8 protein-coding genes are annotated in these 14,786 nt (G+C 41.9%); 7 read left to right on the top strand and 1 reads right to left on the bottom strand.

Annotated features, from left to right (window positions below; all coding sequences use genetic code 11):
• Positions 1–38 precede the first annotated feature (38 nt).
• Positions 39–731 (bottom strand): 5'-methylthioadenosine/S-adenosylhomocysteine nucleosidase, encoded by a 693-nt coding sequence (gene mtnN, locus QS795_RS13130; protein WP_154602418.1) that lies wholly within the window; start codon positions 729–731, stop codon positions 39–41.
• Positions 732–862: 131 nt separating this feature from the next.
• Here mtnN and dgt point away from each other — a divergent pair, with 131 nt between their 5' ends.
• From dgt to QS795_RS13095, 7 genes are all read left to right on the top strand, one after another.
• Positions 863–2,395: a dGTPase gene (gene dgt / locus QS795_RS13125; RefSeq protein WP_154602419.1), complete on the top strand. Its 1,533-nt coding sequence runs from the start codon at positions 863–865 to the stop codon at positions 2,393–2,395.
• A gap of 205 nt (positions 2,396–2,600) precedes the next feature.
• Positions 2,601–3,932 (top strand): 23S rRNA (uracil(1939)-C(5))-methyltransferase RlmD, encoded by a 1,332-nt coding sequence (rlmD, locus tag QS795_RS13120; RefSeq protein WP_154637784.1) that lies wholly within the window; start codon positions 2,601–2,603, stop codon positions 3,930–3,932.
• Positions 3,933–3,948: 16 nt separating this feature from the next.
• Entirely contained in the window at positions 3,949–6,180 is a 2,232-nt protein-coding gene (relA, locus tag QS795_RS13115) for a GTP diphosphokinase (protein WP_286272787.1), read from the top strand.
• A 246-nt stretch (positions 6,181–6,426) separates the two neighbouring features.
• The gene (gene mazG, locus QS795_RS13110; protein WP_318626533.1) at positions 6,427–7,221 is read left to right on the top strand and encodes a nucleoside triphosphate pyrophosphohydrolase; all 795 of its coding nucleotides are present in this window, start codon (positions 6,427–6,429) and stop codon (positions 7,219–7,221) included.
• A 365-nt stretch (positions 7,222–7,586) separates the two neighbouring features.
• Positions 7,587–9,224 (top strand): glutamine hydrolyzing CTP synthase, encoded by a 1,638-nt coding sequence (gene pyrG, locus QS795_RS13105; protein WP_154602423.1) that lies wholly within the window; start codon positions 7,587–7,589, stop codon positions 9,222–9,224.
• 64 nt (positions 9,225–9,288) lie between these two features.
• A complete protein-coding gene (gene eno, locus QS795_RS13100) occupies positions 9,289–10,590 on the top strand; it encodes a phosphopyruvate hydratase (protein ID WP_006659306.1) in 1,302 nt (433 codons plus the stop codon).
• Between the two features lie 222 nt (positions 10,591–10,812).
• The gene (locus tag QS795_RS13095; protein WP_318626532.1) at positions 10,813–14,784 is read left to right on the top strand and encodes a TcdA/TcdB pore-forming domain-containing protein; all 3,972 of its coding nucleotides are present in this window, start codon (positions 10,813–10,815) and stop codon (positions 14,782–14,784) included.
• The last annotated feature ends 2 nt before the right edge of the window (positions 14,785–14,786 follow it).

The raw sequence follows: 14,786 nt of genomic DNA, 5'->3' as shown, positions 1-14,786 counted from the left end.
AATGAAGGTCAGTTATGCCTTAGAAAGTGAGAAATAAATTACGCTAATGCTGTGACAATCGCAGCAACCATTAGGGATGATTGACGTGCAGCGACAGGTAAGAACTCATCAAAGCTGGTGTGAGACTCTTTATCCGCCACATCTGAAATTGCACGAACCACCACAAAAGGCACGTTAAACTGGTAGCAAACATGACCGATAGCAGCAGCTTCCATTTCAACGGCAGCAACGCTTGGGAAGGTGGCTTTGATGCGTGCTAAAGGCTCGGCACCATTGATGAATGCATCACCACTGCAAATCAAACCACGCACTGCGTTCATATCTAGCGCTTTGACACATTTTTCGGTTGTTTCGATTAATTTTGCATCTGCAATAAATGCAGGTGGGCACTGTGCCATTTGACCGGGTTCATAGCCAAATGCGGTGACATCCGCATCGTGATAACGTACTTCTGTAGAGACAACAATATCCCCAACATTTAAACGAGGATCTAAACCACCCGCTGACCCCGTGTTGATCACCACATCTGGTTTACAGTGTTCTAACAGTAAAGTAGTACCGATTGCCGCTGCGACTTTACCGATCCCTGATTTTAATAAGGCAACATCAACGCCGTTCATTTTTCCAGTGTAAATTTCACAGCCAGCAAGGCTCAATGTTTGGCAACCTTCAATTTTTTCGCGTAGGGTCGCAACTTCTTGCTCCATCGCACCTATGATACCGATTTTCATTATGTCATACTCACTGTTGATTAATTAGACACTTATGTCGTAGATGGCTAAAGTGTAACATCGAAAGGTGGGTTTTCCTCTGCCTTTTCTTTGAGGATTTAGGAATAAAACGGTAAGGCGCAGAGGCTAGCATGGCGGAAAAAGAGATTAATTTTGTTAAGAAGCTGAGTTTTCAACGTAACTATATGAGCAGCGGGAAAAATCAAAGAGTCTCACCCGATGATGAAGATGCCGTAAACCGTCTATTTGAAAGTGACCGTGGGCGAATTATTAATTCGGCAGCCATTCGTCGCTTACAACAGAAAACCCAAGTTTTTCCCCTTGAACAAAATTCCGCCGTACGCAGCCGTTTAACCCATTCTCTTGAAGTTCAACAAGTTGGGCGCTACATCAGCAAAACGGTGTTGGGTGAATTGAAAAAGAAAAAATTGCTTGATGAATATGGGTTAACCGACCGTTGTGATGCCTTTGAGAGCCTCGTAGAAATGGCGTGCTTGATGCATGACATTGGCAACCCGCCGTTTGGGCATTTCGGTGAAGCCGCGATTCAACGCTGGTTTAGTAAATTATTAGCACCAGACTATTTGTTCACGCCTGAGTCTGAAGACCCATGTAAAATTAAAGCGTTGCAACTGACGGGTAATGAAAAACAGGACTTATTTCGCCGCCAGTTGAAGCGGGATTTATGTTCATTTGAGGGGAATGCGCAAGGGCTGCGTATGGCTCATCGCCTATTGAAGCTGAATTTAACCTACGCCCAGATTGGCTCTATCTTAAAATATACTCGCGGCGCCTATGATCTTGAACCTATTCCTCCAGAGTTTGATTATTTAATGAAAAAGCCAGGCTATTACTGGTCTGAAGCGGATTTTGTCAGCGAGCTCAGTAAAAAACTGGAGATGGACAAATATTGCCGTTTTCCGCTCTCCTATATCATGGAAGCGGCGGATGATATTTCTTATTGTATTGCGGATTTAGACGATGCAGCAGAAAAGGGCATTTATACCGTTGAGCAGCTAATTGAGTACCTAAAAGCAGAGTGGGGCGAGGTAAAATCTGGGGATCTCTTCGATCAAACTATTTTGCGGGCATTCAATAATATCAGCGATAACCACACGAGGCGTATTCAGCAAGATCAGTTTTTCATGTATTTACGCGTCAATATTACGGGAAAGCTTGCACATTACAGTGCTCAACGCTTTATTCAAAACCTACCTGAAATTTATCACGGTAGCTTTAACAGCGCGTTACTTGAAGATAAAAGCCAAGAGCATCGCCTATTAAAAGCTTTAAAAACAGTGGCGTTTAAGCATGTGTTTAATCACCATGAAGTGGAAGAACTAGAGCTACAAGGCTACCGAATTATCAGCGGATTATTAGATGTTTACAGCCCACTGTTGATGATGGATAAAGAGGATTTTGCAGCATTAGTGGCGCAGAATTACCATAAACACTTTTTTATCGAAACTCGCCTATTTCATAAGTTATCGAATAAACATCGACTCTCGTATAACGAAGCCTTAGAAAAAATTTCAGTCACCAGCGATGCGGATAAATCGATGTTAGAGTTTTATTATCGAGCCAGACTGATTCAAGACTACATTAGCGGAATGACTGACCATTATGCTTATGAAGAGTATCGAAAATTTATGGTGACAAATTAATGCTGATAAAAAAAGTCAGTATATAGCGTGACAAAAAAACTAAGTGGTCACTAATTTCGGTAAAAAAATGCTATGATAGCCCGCTAATTTGTCTACCCAATTATCAGGCAGTCGCAGTGATAAAGTAAGCCGTTATACAGTAAATATGGGCTTACCAACCTGTGGCTTGAAATAGAAATTATTTAACCCCGTTTAGTGACTACTTATGGCCCAATTTTACTCGCCAAATCGCCGCACCACCCAACGCCGTCAAATCACGGTTCATGTCGACAGTCTAGATGCCGCAGGGCAAGGTGTAGCTCGCCATGATGGCAAAGCCATATTTATCACTGGTTTATTACCAGGGGAAGAGGCGCAAGTCGAACTGACTGAAGATAAACGCCATTTCGCGAAAGCCAAAGTCATTAAACGCCTCAGTACTAGCCCGCAACGTGTGAAACCCCGCTGCCGTTATTTTAATCAATGTGGCGGATGTCAACAGCAGCATGTGGAGATTGGGCTTCAACGTGAAAGCAAAGCGCAGGCTTTACAGCATTTAATCGGGCGCGAAACTGGGTCTGTATTGCCACCTATTTCGGTGATTGGTGGTGAAGAATATGGCTATCGCCGCCGCGCGCGTTTGGGACTGCAATATCAAAATAAATCCAATCACTTAATGATGGGGTTTCGCCAAACGCAAACCAATACGCTGGTGGACATTAAAAGTTGTTCTGTATTACACGCAGAACTCGATGCGCTGCTAGCCCCACTGTCCAGTTGTTTAAATCAGTTATCGATTGCTAGTAAATTAGGGCATGTAGAGCTAATTCACGGGGATAACGGTAATCTTATCCTGTTACGCCATTTAGCCCCTGTTGACGCATCTGATAGAAAATGTTTGCTAGAGTTTGCCAAATCTCATGAGCTTAGTATTTGGTTAGCGGGGAATGAAGGGCAATTATTGCCGCTTGAGATTGACTCCGCGTTACCTGAATATCAGGTGGCGGGTGAAACCTTGCAATTTAGCCCTGCCAATTTTATTCAAGTGAATGGCGAAATTAATCAGCACATGGTGGCGCAAGCTTTAGCATGGTTAGATCTAAGCCCAGAAGATAGGGTATTGGATCTTTTCTGTGGGATGGGTAACTTTACGCTGCCAATTGCCCGTTTAGCAAAAATGGCGGTTGGTGTTGAAGGTGTTGAAAATTTAGTCACTCAAGCGAGAAATAACGCCCAGCGCAACTCAATTGAGAATGCGGCGTTCTATAATGAGAATTTGGAAGAACAGATCCACACTCAGCCGTGGGCGCAAGAAGGTTTTAATAAAGTGCTGCTAGATCCTGCTCGAGCAGGTGCCGCTGGTGTAATGGAACATTTAATTAAACTGATGCCAGAAAAAATTGTCTATGTTTCTTGTAATCCAACAACGTTAGCAAGAGACAGTAAAGTTCTGCTTGAAGGCGGGTATCAGTTATCTCAATTGCGGATGTTGGATATGTTTCCGCAAACTAGTCATCTGGAATCTATGGCGCTATTTGTTCGTAGCCCAGAGGTGTAACAGGTAGGGAGAATATATGGTTGCAGTAAGAAGTGCGCATTTAACCCCAGCAGGTGAATTTGCCCCCGAAAAGTGGGTTAATGATTTGGGTTTGAATAACAAACAATCAGAAGAAAAACTCATCCATACCTGGCAGTATTGTCACGATAAATTATCGGGGCAGGATATTGCGCCTCTGCTACTGTGGCGCGGCATTGAAATGACCGAAATTTTATCCACGCTCAGCATGGATATCGGTAGCTTACAAGCTGCGTTACTGTTCCCTCTGGTTGAAGAGGGAAAACTCGACGAACAATCCGTTATTGATGATTTCGGCCAATCCATTCATGCGCTGGTAAAAGGCGTGATTGAGATGGATGCCATCCGCGAACTTAAAGCCACACAATCTAACGAAACCAGTTCCGTACAGGTGGATAACATCCGCCGTATGCTGCTGTCGATGGTGGAAGATTTCCGCTGCGTGGTCATTAAACTCGCCGAGCGTATCGCCCATTTACGGGAAGTCAAAGATGCCAGCGAAGATGAACGCGTCTTAGCAGCGAAAGAGTGTTCCAATATTTATGCGCCGTTAGCAAACCGCTTAGGGATTGGACAATTAAAATGGGAATTAGAAGATTTCTGTTTCCGTTATCTGCACCCGGATGAATACAAAAAAATTGCGAAATTGCTGCATGAGCGCCGTATTGACCGTGAAGAGTACATCGACAATTTCGTCAGCACACTGCGCAAATATATGCTCAAAGAGCAAATCCAAGCGGAAGTGTATGGCCGACCAAAACACATTTACAGTATTTGGCGCAAAATGCAGAAGAAATCCTTAGCATTCGGCGAATTATACGATGTGCGTGCGGTGCGTATCGTGGTTGAACGCCTGCAAGATTGTTATGCGGCGCTGGGGATTGTGCATACCCATTTCCGTCATTTACCCGATGAGTTCGACGACTACGTTGCGAATCCAAAACCCAATGGTTATCAATCGATTCATACCGTGGTTTTAGGGCCAAATGGCAAAACCTTAGAAATTCAAATTCGTACCCGCCAAATGCATGAAGATGCTGAGCTGGGCGTTGCTGCGCACTGGAAATACAAAGAAGGCGCAAGTGGTGTTGGTAAAGGCAGCAGCTACGAAAACCGTATTGCATGGCTGCGTAAACTGATTTCATGGCAAGAAGAGATGGCAGATTCTGGCGAAATGCTGGATGAAGTCCGTAGCCAAGTGTTTGATGACCGTGTGTATGTGTTTACACCAAAAGGCGATGTGGTGGATTTACCAACAGGTTCTACACCACTCGATTTTGCTTATCATATTCACAGTGATGTCGGACACCGCTGTATTGGGGCGAAAATTGGTGGGCGCATCGTGCCATTTAGCTACCAATTACAGATGGGTGACCAGATTGAAATCATCACCCAGAAACACCCAAACCCGAGTCGTGACTGGCTCAACCCTAACCTCGGTTACGTGACGACCAGCCGCGGACGGGCGAAAATTCAAAACTGGTTCCGTAAACAAGACCGCGATAAAAACATTCTGGCGGGGCGTCAAATCCTCGACAGCGAATTATCCCATCTGGATATCAGTTTACGAGACGCAGAGAAACAGTTGATTGCTCGCTATAACGTGCACTCACTAGATGAAGTGTTAGCGGGTATTGGCGGTGGTGATATTCGTATCAACCAATTGGTTAACTTCCTACAAGCTAAGTTTAATAAAGCGACCGCAGAGGAAGAAGATCGCGCGGCGATGAAATCACTGGAGAATAAATCTGGTGTCCCAAGAGCACCATCCCATGGCAGTGGGCGCGTGGTGGTCGAAGGGGTCGGTAACCTGATGCACCATATTGCGCGTTGCTGCCAGCCAATTCCGGGAGATGAAATCGTCGGCTTTATTACCAAAGGTCGCGGAATTTCGATTCACAGTGCGGATTGTGAACAGCTTGCCGAGCTGCAAAGCCACGCGCCAGAGCGTGTGATCGATGCCGTTTGGGGTGAAAACTACTCGAGCGGTTACTCGTTGGTGGTAAGAGTCATAGCCAATGACCGCAGTGGATTACTGCGTGATATCACGACGATTTTGGCGAACGAAAAAGTCAACGTGTTAGGGGTAAGCAGCCGCAGCGATGTGAAGCAGCAGCTCGCCACCATCGACATGACCATCGAGTTATATAATATTGAGGTGCTGGGACGAGTTCTCACGAAGTTAAATCAATTGCCGGATGTTATCGAAGCAAAAAGACATTCAAATTAATTTTCTTCATATTTTGGCGTGCAGCGTTGTTGGCTGCGCGCGCTCGCCCTAGTCACATACTTGTGTATGCTCCTAGGGTCTTGCTTACTTGCCGCCTAGCTGCACATCCAAACTATTTTGAAAATACACTTTAGTAGCGAGTAATTGCTATAACAAAAGCTTGAAAGATTTAGCGTATTTAATTCAATTTGGTTAAGGTATAGCTCTCATTAAGTCACGATGAATAATTTTTGATAAGGGTTAAATATGCAGCAGGGCAATAAACAAATTGAGCGGTTACTCACTATTATGGCGCGTTTGCGTGACCCGCAAAATGGCTGCCCGTGGGATACGCAACAAACGTTTAAAACCATTGCCCCTTATACCCTTGAAGAAACCTACGAAGTCCTAGACGCCATTGAACGAGAAGATTTTACCGACTTAAAAGGCGAGTTGGGGGATCTCCTCTTTCAAGTGGTGTTCTACGCGCAAATGGCACAAGAGCAAAATCTCTTTGATTTTGATGATATTTGCCAAGCTGTCAGCGACAAACTTGAACGTCGCCATCCTCATATTTTCGACGAAAACAACCAGCTCAGCAGCCAAGAAGCTATTGCGGGCTGGGAACAACGCAAAGCCAAAGAGCGTGCAGAGAAAGACCAATACTCAGTGTTGGATGATATCCCGAATGCACTTCCTGCCTTAATGAAAGCCTATAAAATTCAAAAACGTTGTGCCTCAGTCGGTTTTGATTGGGATACGCTGGGCCCTGTAGCTGGCAAAGTCACCGAAGAGTTAGCGGAAGTGATGGAAGAAGCCACTCAAGCAGTCGTGGATGAACAGCATCTTGAAGAAGAAATTGGCGATTTATTATTTGCGACTGTCAATCTATCTCGCCATTTAGGACACAAACCTGATCTTGCCTTACAAAAAGCGTGCAGTAAGTTTGAGCGCCGTTTTCGTGAAATCGAAAGACGATTAGCAAAAACTGGCAAATCGACAGAAACTGCTACACTTGATGAGATGGAAGCATTGTGGGCGTCTATCAAATTAGATGAATGATTCAATCTAGACAGCTAAATTTTTGCAAAGAATGCTCGTCGATAATGATAGTCACGGATTGAAATAGTTATTCAAAATCAAACAATCGGTAAAATGATGTTTTTTCAGTGATAGATTAAGCTGAAAGGATTTAGCATTTATACAAAAATGTGTTAATCTTGCAAAACAGTTGAATAGCACCCTAGAAAGTGACTATTTATCAAACGATAAATATTTTTATTTTTAACTTGCTGATTTATTTAAGGTATTAATGAAAACTAGCCTTATTGCGCTTAGAACATTTGTAGGAGATTTAAGGTTCGGGTATACTGTTTTCCCGTCCTGTTATATCCATCATCTTTTAAACCTAAACGTTCAGGTTCAGCATGAAAACTAATTATATTTTTGTGACCGGCGGGGTCGTATCCTCTCTGGGTAAAGGCATTGCCGCAGCCTCCTTGGCGGCTATACTCGAAGCCCGTGGACTCAATGTGACCATTATGAAACTGGATCCCTACATTAACGTAGATCCAGGCACAATGAGCCCAACCCAACACGGGGAAGTTTTCGTTACAGAAGACGGCGCTGAAACTGACTTGGATTTAGGTCATTATGAGCGTTTTATTCGTACCAAAATGACACGTCGCAACAACTTTACGACTGGACGTGTTTATTCTGAAGTCCTGCGCAAAGAGCGTCGTGGCGACTACTTAGGCGCGACCATCCAAGTTATTCCTCATATCACTAATGAAATCAAAGATCGCATCATCCGTGGTGGTGAAGGTCATGATGTTGTATTAGTCGAAATCGGCGGTACAGTCGGTGATATCGAGTCTCTGCCATTCCTAGAAGCTATTCGTCAAATGGCTGCGGAAGTGGGCCGTGAGCGCACACTGTATATGCACTTAACCTTAGTGCCATACTTAGCGGCTGCGGGCGAAGTGAAAACAAAACCAACACAGCACTCTGTGAAAGAGTTACTGTCAATTGGTATTCAGCCTGATGTGCTGATCTGCCGTTCAGATCGCGTTATTCCTGCGAATGAGCGCGCGAAGATTGCCCTATTCTGTAATGTTCCAGAAAAAGCGGTTATCTCTCTGAAAGACGCAGATTCAATCTATAAAATCCCTGGCATGCTGAAGGCGCAAGGTTTGGATGAGTACATCTGTAACCGTTTCCGCCTTGAATGCAAAGAAGCTGATTTATCTGAGTGGGAACAAGTTATTTACGAAGAAGCCAATCCAGCAGGTGAAGTTACCATTGGTATGGTGGGTAAATATGTTGAATTACCAGATGCATACAAATCAGTTATCGAAGCACTGAAACATGCAGGTCTGAAAAATCGCTTAACCGTGAATATTAAGCTGATTGATTCTCAAGATATCGAAACCCGTGGCGTTGAGCTACTTAAAGGTCTGGACGCGATTTTAGTCCCAGGCGGTTTCGGTTCTCGCGGTATTGAAGGCAAAATTCTGACGGCACAATATGCCCGTGAGAACAAAATTCCTTATTTAGGTATTTGTCTGGGAATGCAAGTGGCGCTGATTGAGTTTGCACGTAATGTTGCGAACATGAAAGACGCGAACTCCACTGAATTTGATGCAGATTGCAAATTCCCAGTTGTTGCGCTGATTACTGAATGGCGCGATGAAGATGGCAACGTTGAAGTGCGTTCTGAAGAGAGCGACCTTGGCGGTACGATGCGTGTTGGTGGTCAGCAATGTCATTTAACTGATGGCAGCTTAGTGCGCGGTATGTACGGCGCAGAAACGATTGTTGAGCGTCACCGCCACCGTTACGAAGTGAACAATCTGCTGTTGAAACGTATCGAAGATGCGGGTCTGAACATTGCAGGTCGTTCTGTGGATAATAAACTGGTTGAAATCATTGAAAATCCAAACCACCCATGGTTTGTGGCTTGCCAGTTCCACCCAGAATTCACTTCGACCCCAAGAGATGGTCATCCGTTGTTTGCAGGTTTTGTTAAAGCCGCTGGTAAGTACCAGAAAGGTGAGTTGAAATAAGATACGGGGAAGTCGGCAATTTTCGCCAACTTCCCGAAATTTAACTTGTACTGAGGAAAACCTAATGTCCAAAATTGTTAAAGTGATCGGTCGTGAAATCATTGATTCTCGTGGTAACCCAACTGTTGAAGCTGAAGTACATTTAGAAGGTGGTTTTGTTGGTTTAGCTGCGGCTCCATCAGGCGCATCTACAGGATCTCGTGAAGCACTGGAACTGCGTGATGGTGATAAATCACGTTTCCTGGGTAAAGGTGTTCTGAAAGCTGTTGCCGCTGTTAACGGTCCAATCGCTCAAGCAGTTATCGGTAAAGATGCTAAAGATCAAGCAAATATCGATAAAATCATGATTGACTTAGATGGTACTGAAAACAAATCTAAATTCGGTGCAAACGCAATTCTGGCAGTTTCTTTAGCAAACGCAAAAGCAGCTGCTGCGGCAAAAGGTATGCCTCTGTATGAGCATATTTCTGATCTGAATGGTACTCACGGTCAATACTCTATGCCTCTGCCAATGATGAACATCATCAATGGTGGTGAGCACGCAGATAACAACGTTGATATCCAAGAATTCATGATCCAACCAGTTGGCGCACCGACACTGAAAGAAGCGGTACGTATGGGGTCTGAAATTTTCCATCACTTAGCAAAAGTACTGAAATCTAAAGGTATGAACACGGCTGTTGGTGATGAAGGTGGTTATGCACCTAACTTAGAATCTAACGCTGCTGCACTGGCTGCTATCAAAGAAGCGGTTGAGCAAGCGGGCTACGTTCTGGGTAAAGATGTGACTCTGGCGATGGACTGTGCAGCTTCTGAGTTCTACAACAAAGAAACTGGTAACTACGAGCTGAAAGGCGAAGGTAAAACCTTCACTTCACAAGAGTTCACTCACTACTTAGAAGAACTGACTAAACAATACCCAATCGTTTCTATCGAAGATGGTTTAAACGAATCTGACTGGGATGGTTTCGCATACCAAACTAAAGTTCTTGGTGACAAAATCCAATTAGTTGGTGACGATTTATTCGTAACTAACACCAAGATCTTAAAAGAAGGTATCGAGAAAGGCATCGCTAACTCAATCCTGATCAAATTCAACCAAATCGGTTCTCTGACTGAAACATTAGCTGCGATTAAAATGGCGAAAGATGCTGGCTACACGGCTGTTATCTCTCACCGTTCAGGTGAAACTGAAGACGCAACTATCGCTGATTTAGCGGTTGGTACTGCAGCAGGTCAAATCAAGACTGGTTCTATGAGCCGTTCTGACCGTGTTGCTAAATACAACCAACTGATCCGTATTGAAGAAGCTCTGGGTAACAGCGCACCATTCAACGGTCTGAAAGAAGTTAAAGGCCAAGCGTAATTTATATTCGCTGAAATTAACTCCTAGAATGGGTCGAGAAATCGACCCATTTTTTTGTCTGAAATAAATGTGCTAGATAAATAGTTTTGAAAGTATTTAAGCCTTATAGATAATGCGGAATAACTCCATCTCGTCCTTTTTAATTTTTATGCTACTAATAGAGCCGCAATCAAATAGTGATTGTTTGGATAATTAACATGAATATTAAATAAGGAAATTATTATGGGGAAGGATAGCCATGACTCGCTATTTACCGCGGCAAAACAAGTATATGCATATGTAAAAAAAAATGCAGATTTAATGAAGTGCGTTGCTACAATAAAGTTAGGTTATCAGCAAAATGGTGCATGGAATGAACCCCTTTCAAACCTAAAAGCGGCATTAGAAGAGAAAATTACTGATGTTACCTATATTAATTATAGCCGCACTATTCCTTTGGGTATCGAAGGCTTAAATATCATTGAGCAGAAACAATTCTTAGCCGATTTTAAAAAACATTTCTCAGAAAATACTCATATTGAAGTTAAAGTCCAGGGGCAAAATGATAATAATTTTTCATTGTTAAATGATGATGAATTGTTAGATGGTTCTGCATATCGAATATTACCGAAGAATTATCGTGAGCGATATAATAGCCGCTCAATGTTAATGTCTCGATTAACAGTTAATGTGAAGAAAGAATATTTTTCAGACTTAGCCAAGGGATTAATGCAGCTTTATGAGAATGATCCCCATAAAAAAGTGATGCAGACAAAAATTATGGGTCCTAAAAAATTAGGACGAATAACGGATCAAGCGGTGATTTATTTTTCTGAAGCGAATCTACAAAGTGCCACCGAGATTAGCCAGCAACTAAAAGCATTATTACCCGAAGATGCGATGATTGAGCACGTCCCGATGGGAATGTATCGTGTTGATAAAGGTTTTTCTTATTCAGAAACCCTTGAAGGGCAATCCAGTAGTCATGGTGAATCAAGATCTGAAATGATATCTAAAGGGATTGTTTCATCACTGATTTCAGATGAACCATTAGAACAAAGCCTTTCCAAAGAATTAAGGATACAAGGCTACGATGTGGAACAGCCCGCTTTGTTGTCTCAGTCTGTTAAGGAAACGTATTTTGACATTTCGATTACTGGCGGCGGCACGAATTCAGATAATCAGCCTAGTATAGATATTGAAAAATTTAAGCAAAACCCAGTTGAATTTGCCCGTGACTACAATATTAATACCAAAATACTTAACTCTATTTTGCAAATACCCACGGAAGGTAAAATATTATTCAGTAAAAATTTTGGTAAAGGTTACCAAGTTGAATATGTGGACGCCAGTTATGGTCAAGACCAGCGTTACGCCATAGATTGCTATCTTTTAGATTCAAAGGCGCGAAATAAAGAAAGCAAACGTGTCGAATATGTGGATATTCCTAAAAATCATCCGGAGAAAGCGTTTTTATTCACAGGGTTATTACGTGGTGAGTCGGTTGTGGTGATTGAATTAGACCACGAAAACTACCGTGTTTATCGTGATAACCGTGCAGATGCCTCATTACTTTATGATAATGTTGTGATGGCTGTTGATGCGCGGGATTACACGATCGTCGAGCAAAATATTAGTAAAGCTAGCGCATTCATGCATTTTAATGGTGATGAGTGGAAATTGATTGTTCAACCCCAGCGCAATCGAATCGTCCTCAGTGCAGAAAAAAATATGGTTAGAGTCCAAAAGGCGGGGGACTATAATCTTTCCGATAGAAAGCTGCGCTTTGAAAATGTTAGGGAGAGACTTCATAGTGAATTAAAAATGCTGGCCAAAAAAGCCAATGTGAAAATTGGTGATATTCCGAATGAAGAAGTACTCATTTCAGAACCACTGACTGAGCCTTTTGAAAACCATTCATCATTAAAAACGTGGCTGGATATTGGTAGCCAAGTCAAACAAAAATTAGATACTCAAATTCAAGAGTTAAAAAAAAATCGCCGGTTACTAGAGGAAAGTTTAATTGGTGTAACAGATATAGTAGAAAAAAAGAAAATAGAAAATGCCATTGAAATGAATAAAACTATTGTCTCAATGCAGAATAAGCAATATGGCGAGCTTTTTTATCATTTACGTGAAGTGGAATATAGTTGGTTATGGCAACGTATTAAAACAAAACAAGGTATGAATGCTGTAGTTAAAATTAAAGAGTTTGATCCAAATATGGAAATACACTCGCCATATGCTTACTATTTAACGATCAATGAACGGTATGAAAATTTAATTTATCTGCACAAGTTAACGCGAAATATTCGGTTTAAAAATGAATTTAATGAAGGAGTAAATAAATACAAAAACATCAGTATGAAAGGTGTTAATGATACTGTCCCTTCACAGCAACTGAAAAAAATGTATGTCACAAATGAGTATACGGCAAGAGAACGTGGTGCGTTATATCGTGTTATTCAAGAAACAGCACATGCTGAATATATCACTAACATATTGACGCAAACAGGGAAAATCAGCGAGTTATTTTCTGAATCTGGCAGTAAGGTAAATCGATTAATTCCACAAGATTTTTATTTATCGTTAGTAAAAAGTGAATCCGGTGGGCGCTGTTATCCCTTGGTCAGAGGGATGTCGGTGAGCTTAGCGCGAGAAGGGCATTTTGGTGCGGATAAACTCATTGATAAGCTATACATCGCAGCGGCTAACCCTGAAAGCCGAGATTCTTTATTATTACAAGATTCGCTGAAAAAATTACACTCTAATGTTGCAGCAGTCGAAGCTTCTTTTTCCCACGGTATTATGGGACTGAAAAAAATCCAAACTCTGCTAGATATTAAGTCTGAAACCATAATGTTCGCTGTAAACAGCAAAAGCCACTCAATGCTGGTAGGTAAAACAGTAATTGAAGGGAAAAGTACTTATTACTTTTATGATCCTAATTTTGGGCTGTTTTCATTTAAAAATAGCAAGTGTCTTTTTTCATCTTTAAAAAAATTTTTCAATGAAAAGAAAATGGCCGATTACTATTCTGCCTATGAAGTTGATAATAAACCAGCATTTGAATTGGTCTTTATTAATACAGACGATATGGCAAAAGTCCCTATCGGTCATCATTTAACCGTCAATGATTTAAGTATTGATGAAAAATTATCTGATTTAAGTGACAGAGGAAAAAAAGTTGAAGAATTAATTTTTAATCAAAAAGAAATTACTGAAGACACAAAATTAAAAAGTACACTGGCAATACTTGATGCTCAACAGTGGGGAGAGCGAATCAATGAAGCAACAATGAAACTTGCTGAGGAAAAATACTTTAATGAAAAATGGATCCCACTATTTTCGACTGTAGAGCAAACTGAGAACAATACATATCGAATTAAATTTATCAATATTGATAATACAGACTTAACTCGTTGGGTTGAAACGACAGATAAAACTTTTATCGAGTTTCACCAATATTCAGTCGAACAAATGGGTATTTTCAGTAAGTATTATCGATTTGAAGAGAATGAAATAAAAGTACGACTTAATGAAGCAAGCGCTATCTCCGTTGATGGTTTGAATGCAGGGATCGCAATTCAATCCATTATTCAGTGGGTGGAGAATAAAAATCGTAACGAAGTCTCAGAGAGAAAAAAATCATCGAATTTATTTCTGGCGCTAAAAATTCATACTTACGTAAATTATTCAATGATGGCACATAGTACCGTCAATGATATGATAAAAATAAATAAAATCATCAAGCTTGGATTAAAAGCGGAAAGCGAAGCCAGTGCAACGGAGATGAACTGTTTCTTTTCATCGATGGCAAAAACAGCAAATGAAGGGTTGGTCGTCCTTTTTAGTGGTGTTCTTGTGGGATTTGATATTTACGAACTCACCAATGCAGATAGTGATCCCGAGCGCATTATATTTAGCACTCAACTTACTTTTGATTCAGCAAGCTTTGTGACTGGAGCGGGTGGGGTTGGGCTAGGTGTAATAGGGTGTTCCACAGCAGCGGCTGCATTAGGGAGTGCCAGTGTGATGGTTGCAGGGGTAGGTATTGGCTTCGTAGGGCTAGCACGTAATTTTGCGATTATTGGCGAAGATGCAAAAGCCGTTGGCGTCTATTTTTCTACGTTGGATAGCGCCTATAATGGCAATGGTTATGACTTTATGGCAGATAAAAAACTGCTGATTCCTAAGTTTGGCGCTGTGTTCTGAGA

This window comes from Providencia zhijiangensis (genome assembly GCF_030315915.2).
Classification (GTDB): Bacteria; Pseudomonadota; Gammaproteobacteria; order Enterobacterales; family Enterobacteriaceae; genus Providencia; species Providencia zhijiangensis.
Note: the sequence above shows the minus strand (reverse complement) of the source record. Positions and strands in the feature narration are given on the sequence as shown.

Bases quoted from the DNA above. Each gene is read 5' to 3' on its own strand.
- pyrG (WP_154602423.1), top strand. From the start codon at position 7,587: ATGAAAACTAATTATATTTTTGTGACCGGCGGGGTCGTATCCTCTCTG.
- rlmD (WP_154637784.1), top strand. From the start codon at position 2,601: ATGGCCCAATTTTACTCGCCAAATCGCCGCACCACCCAACGCCGTCAA.
- relA (WP_286272787.1), top strand. From the start codon at position 3,949: ATGGTTGCAGTAAGAAGTGCGCATTTAACCCCAGCAGGTGAATTTGCC.
- eno (WP_006659306.1), top strand. From the start codon at position 9,289: ATGTCCAAAATTGTTAAAGTGATCGGTCGTGAAATCATTGATTCTCGT.
- mtnN (WP_154602418.1), bottom strand. From the start codon at position 731: ATGAAAATCGGTATCATAGGTGCGATGGAGCAAGAAGTTGCGACCCTA.
- dgt (WP_154602419.1), top strand. From the start codon at position 863: ATGGCGGAAAAAGAGATTAATTTTGTTAAGAAGCTGAGTTTTCAACGT.
- QS795_RS13095 (WP_318626532.1), top strand. From the start codon at position 10,813: ATGGGGAAGGATAGCCATGACTCGCTATTTACCGCGGCAAAACAAGTA.
- mazG (WP_318626533.1), top strand. From the start codon at position 6,427: ATGCAGCAGGGCAATAAACAAATTGAGCGGTTACTCACTATTATGGCG.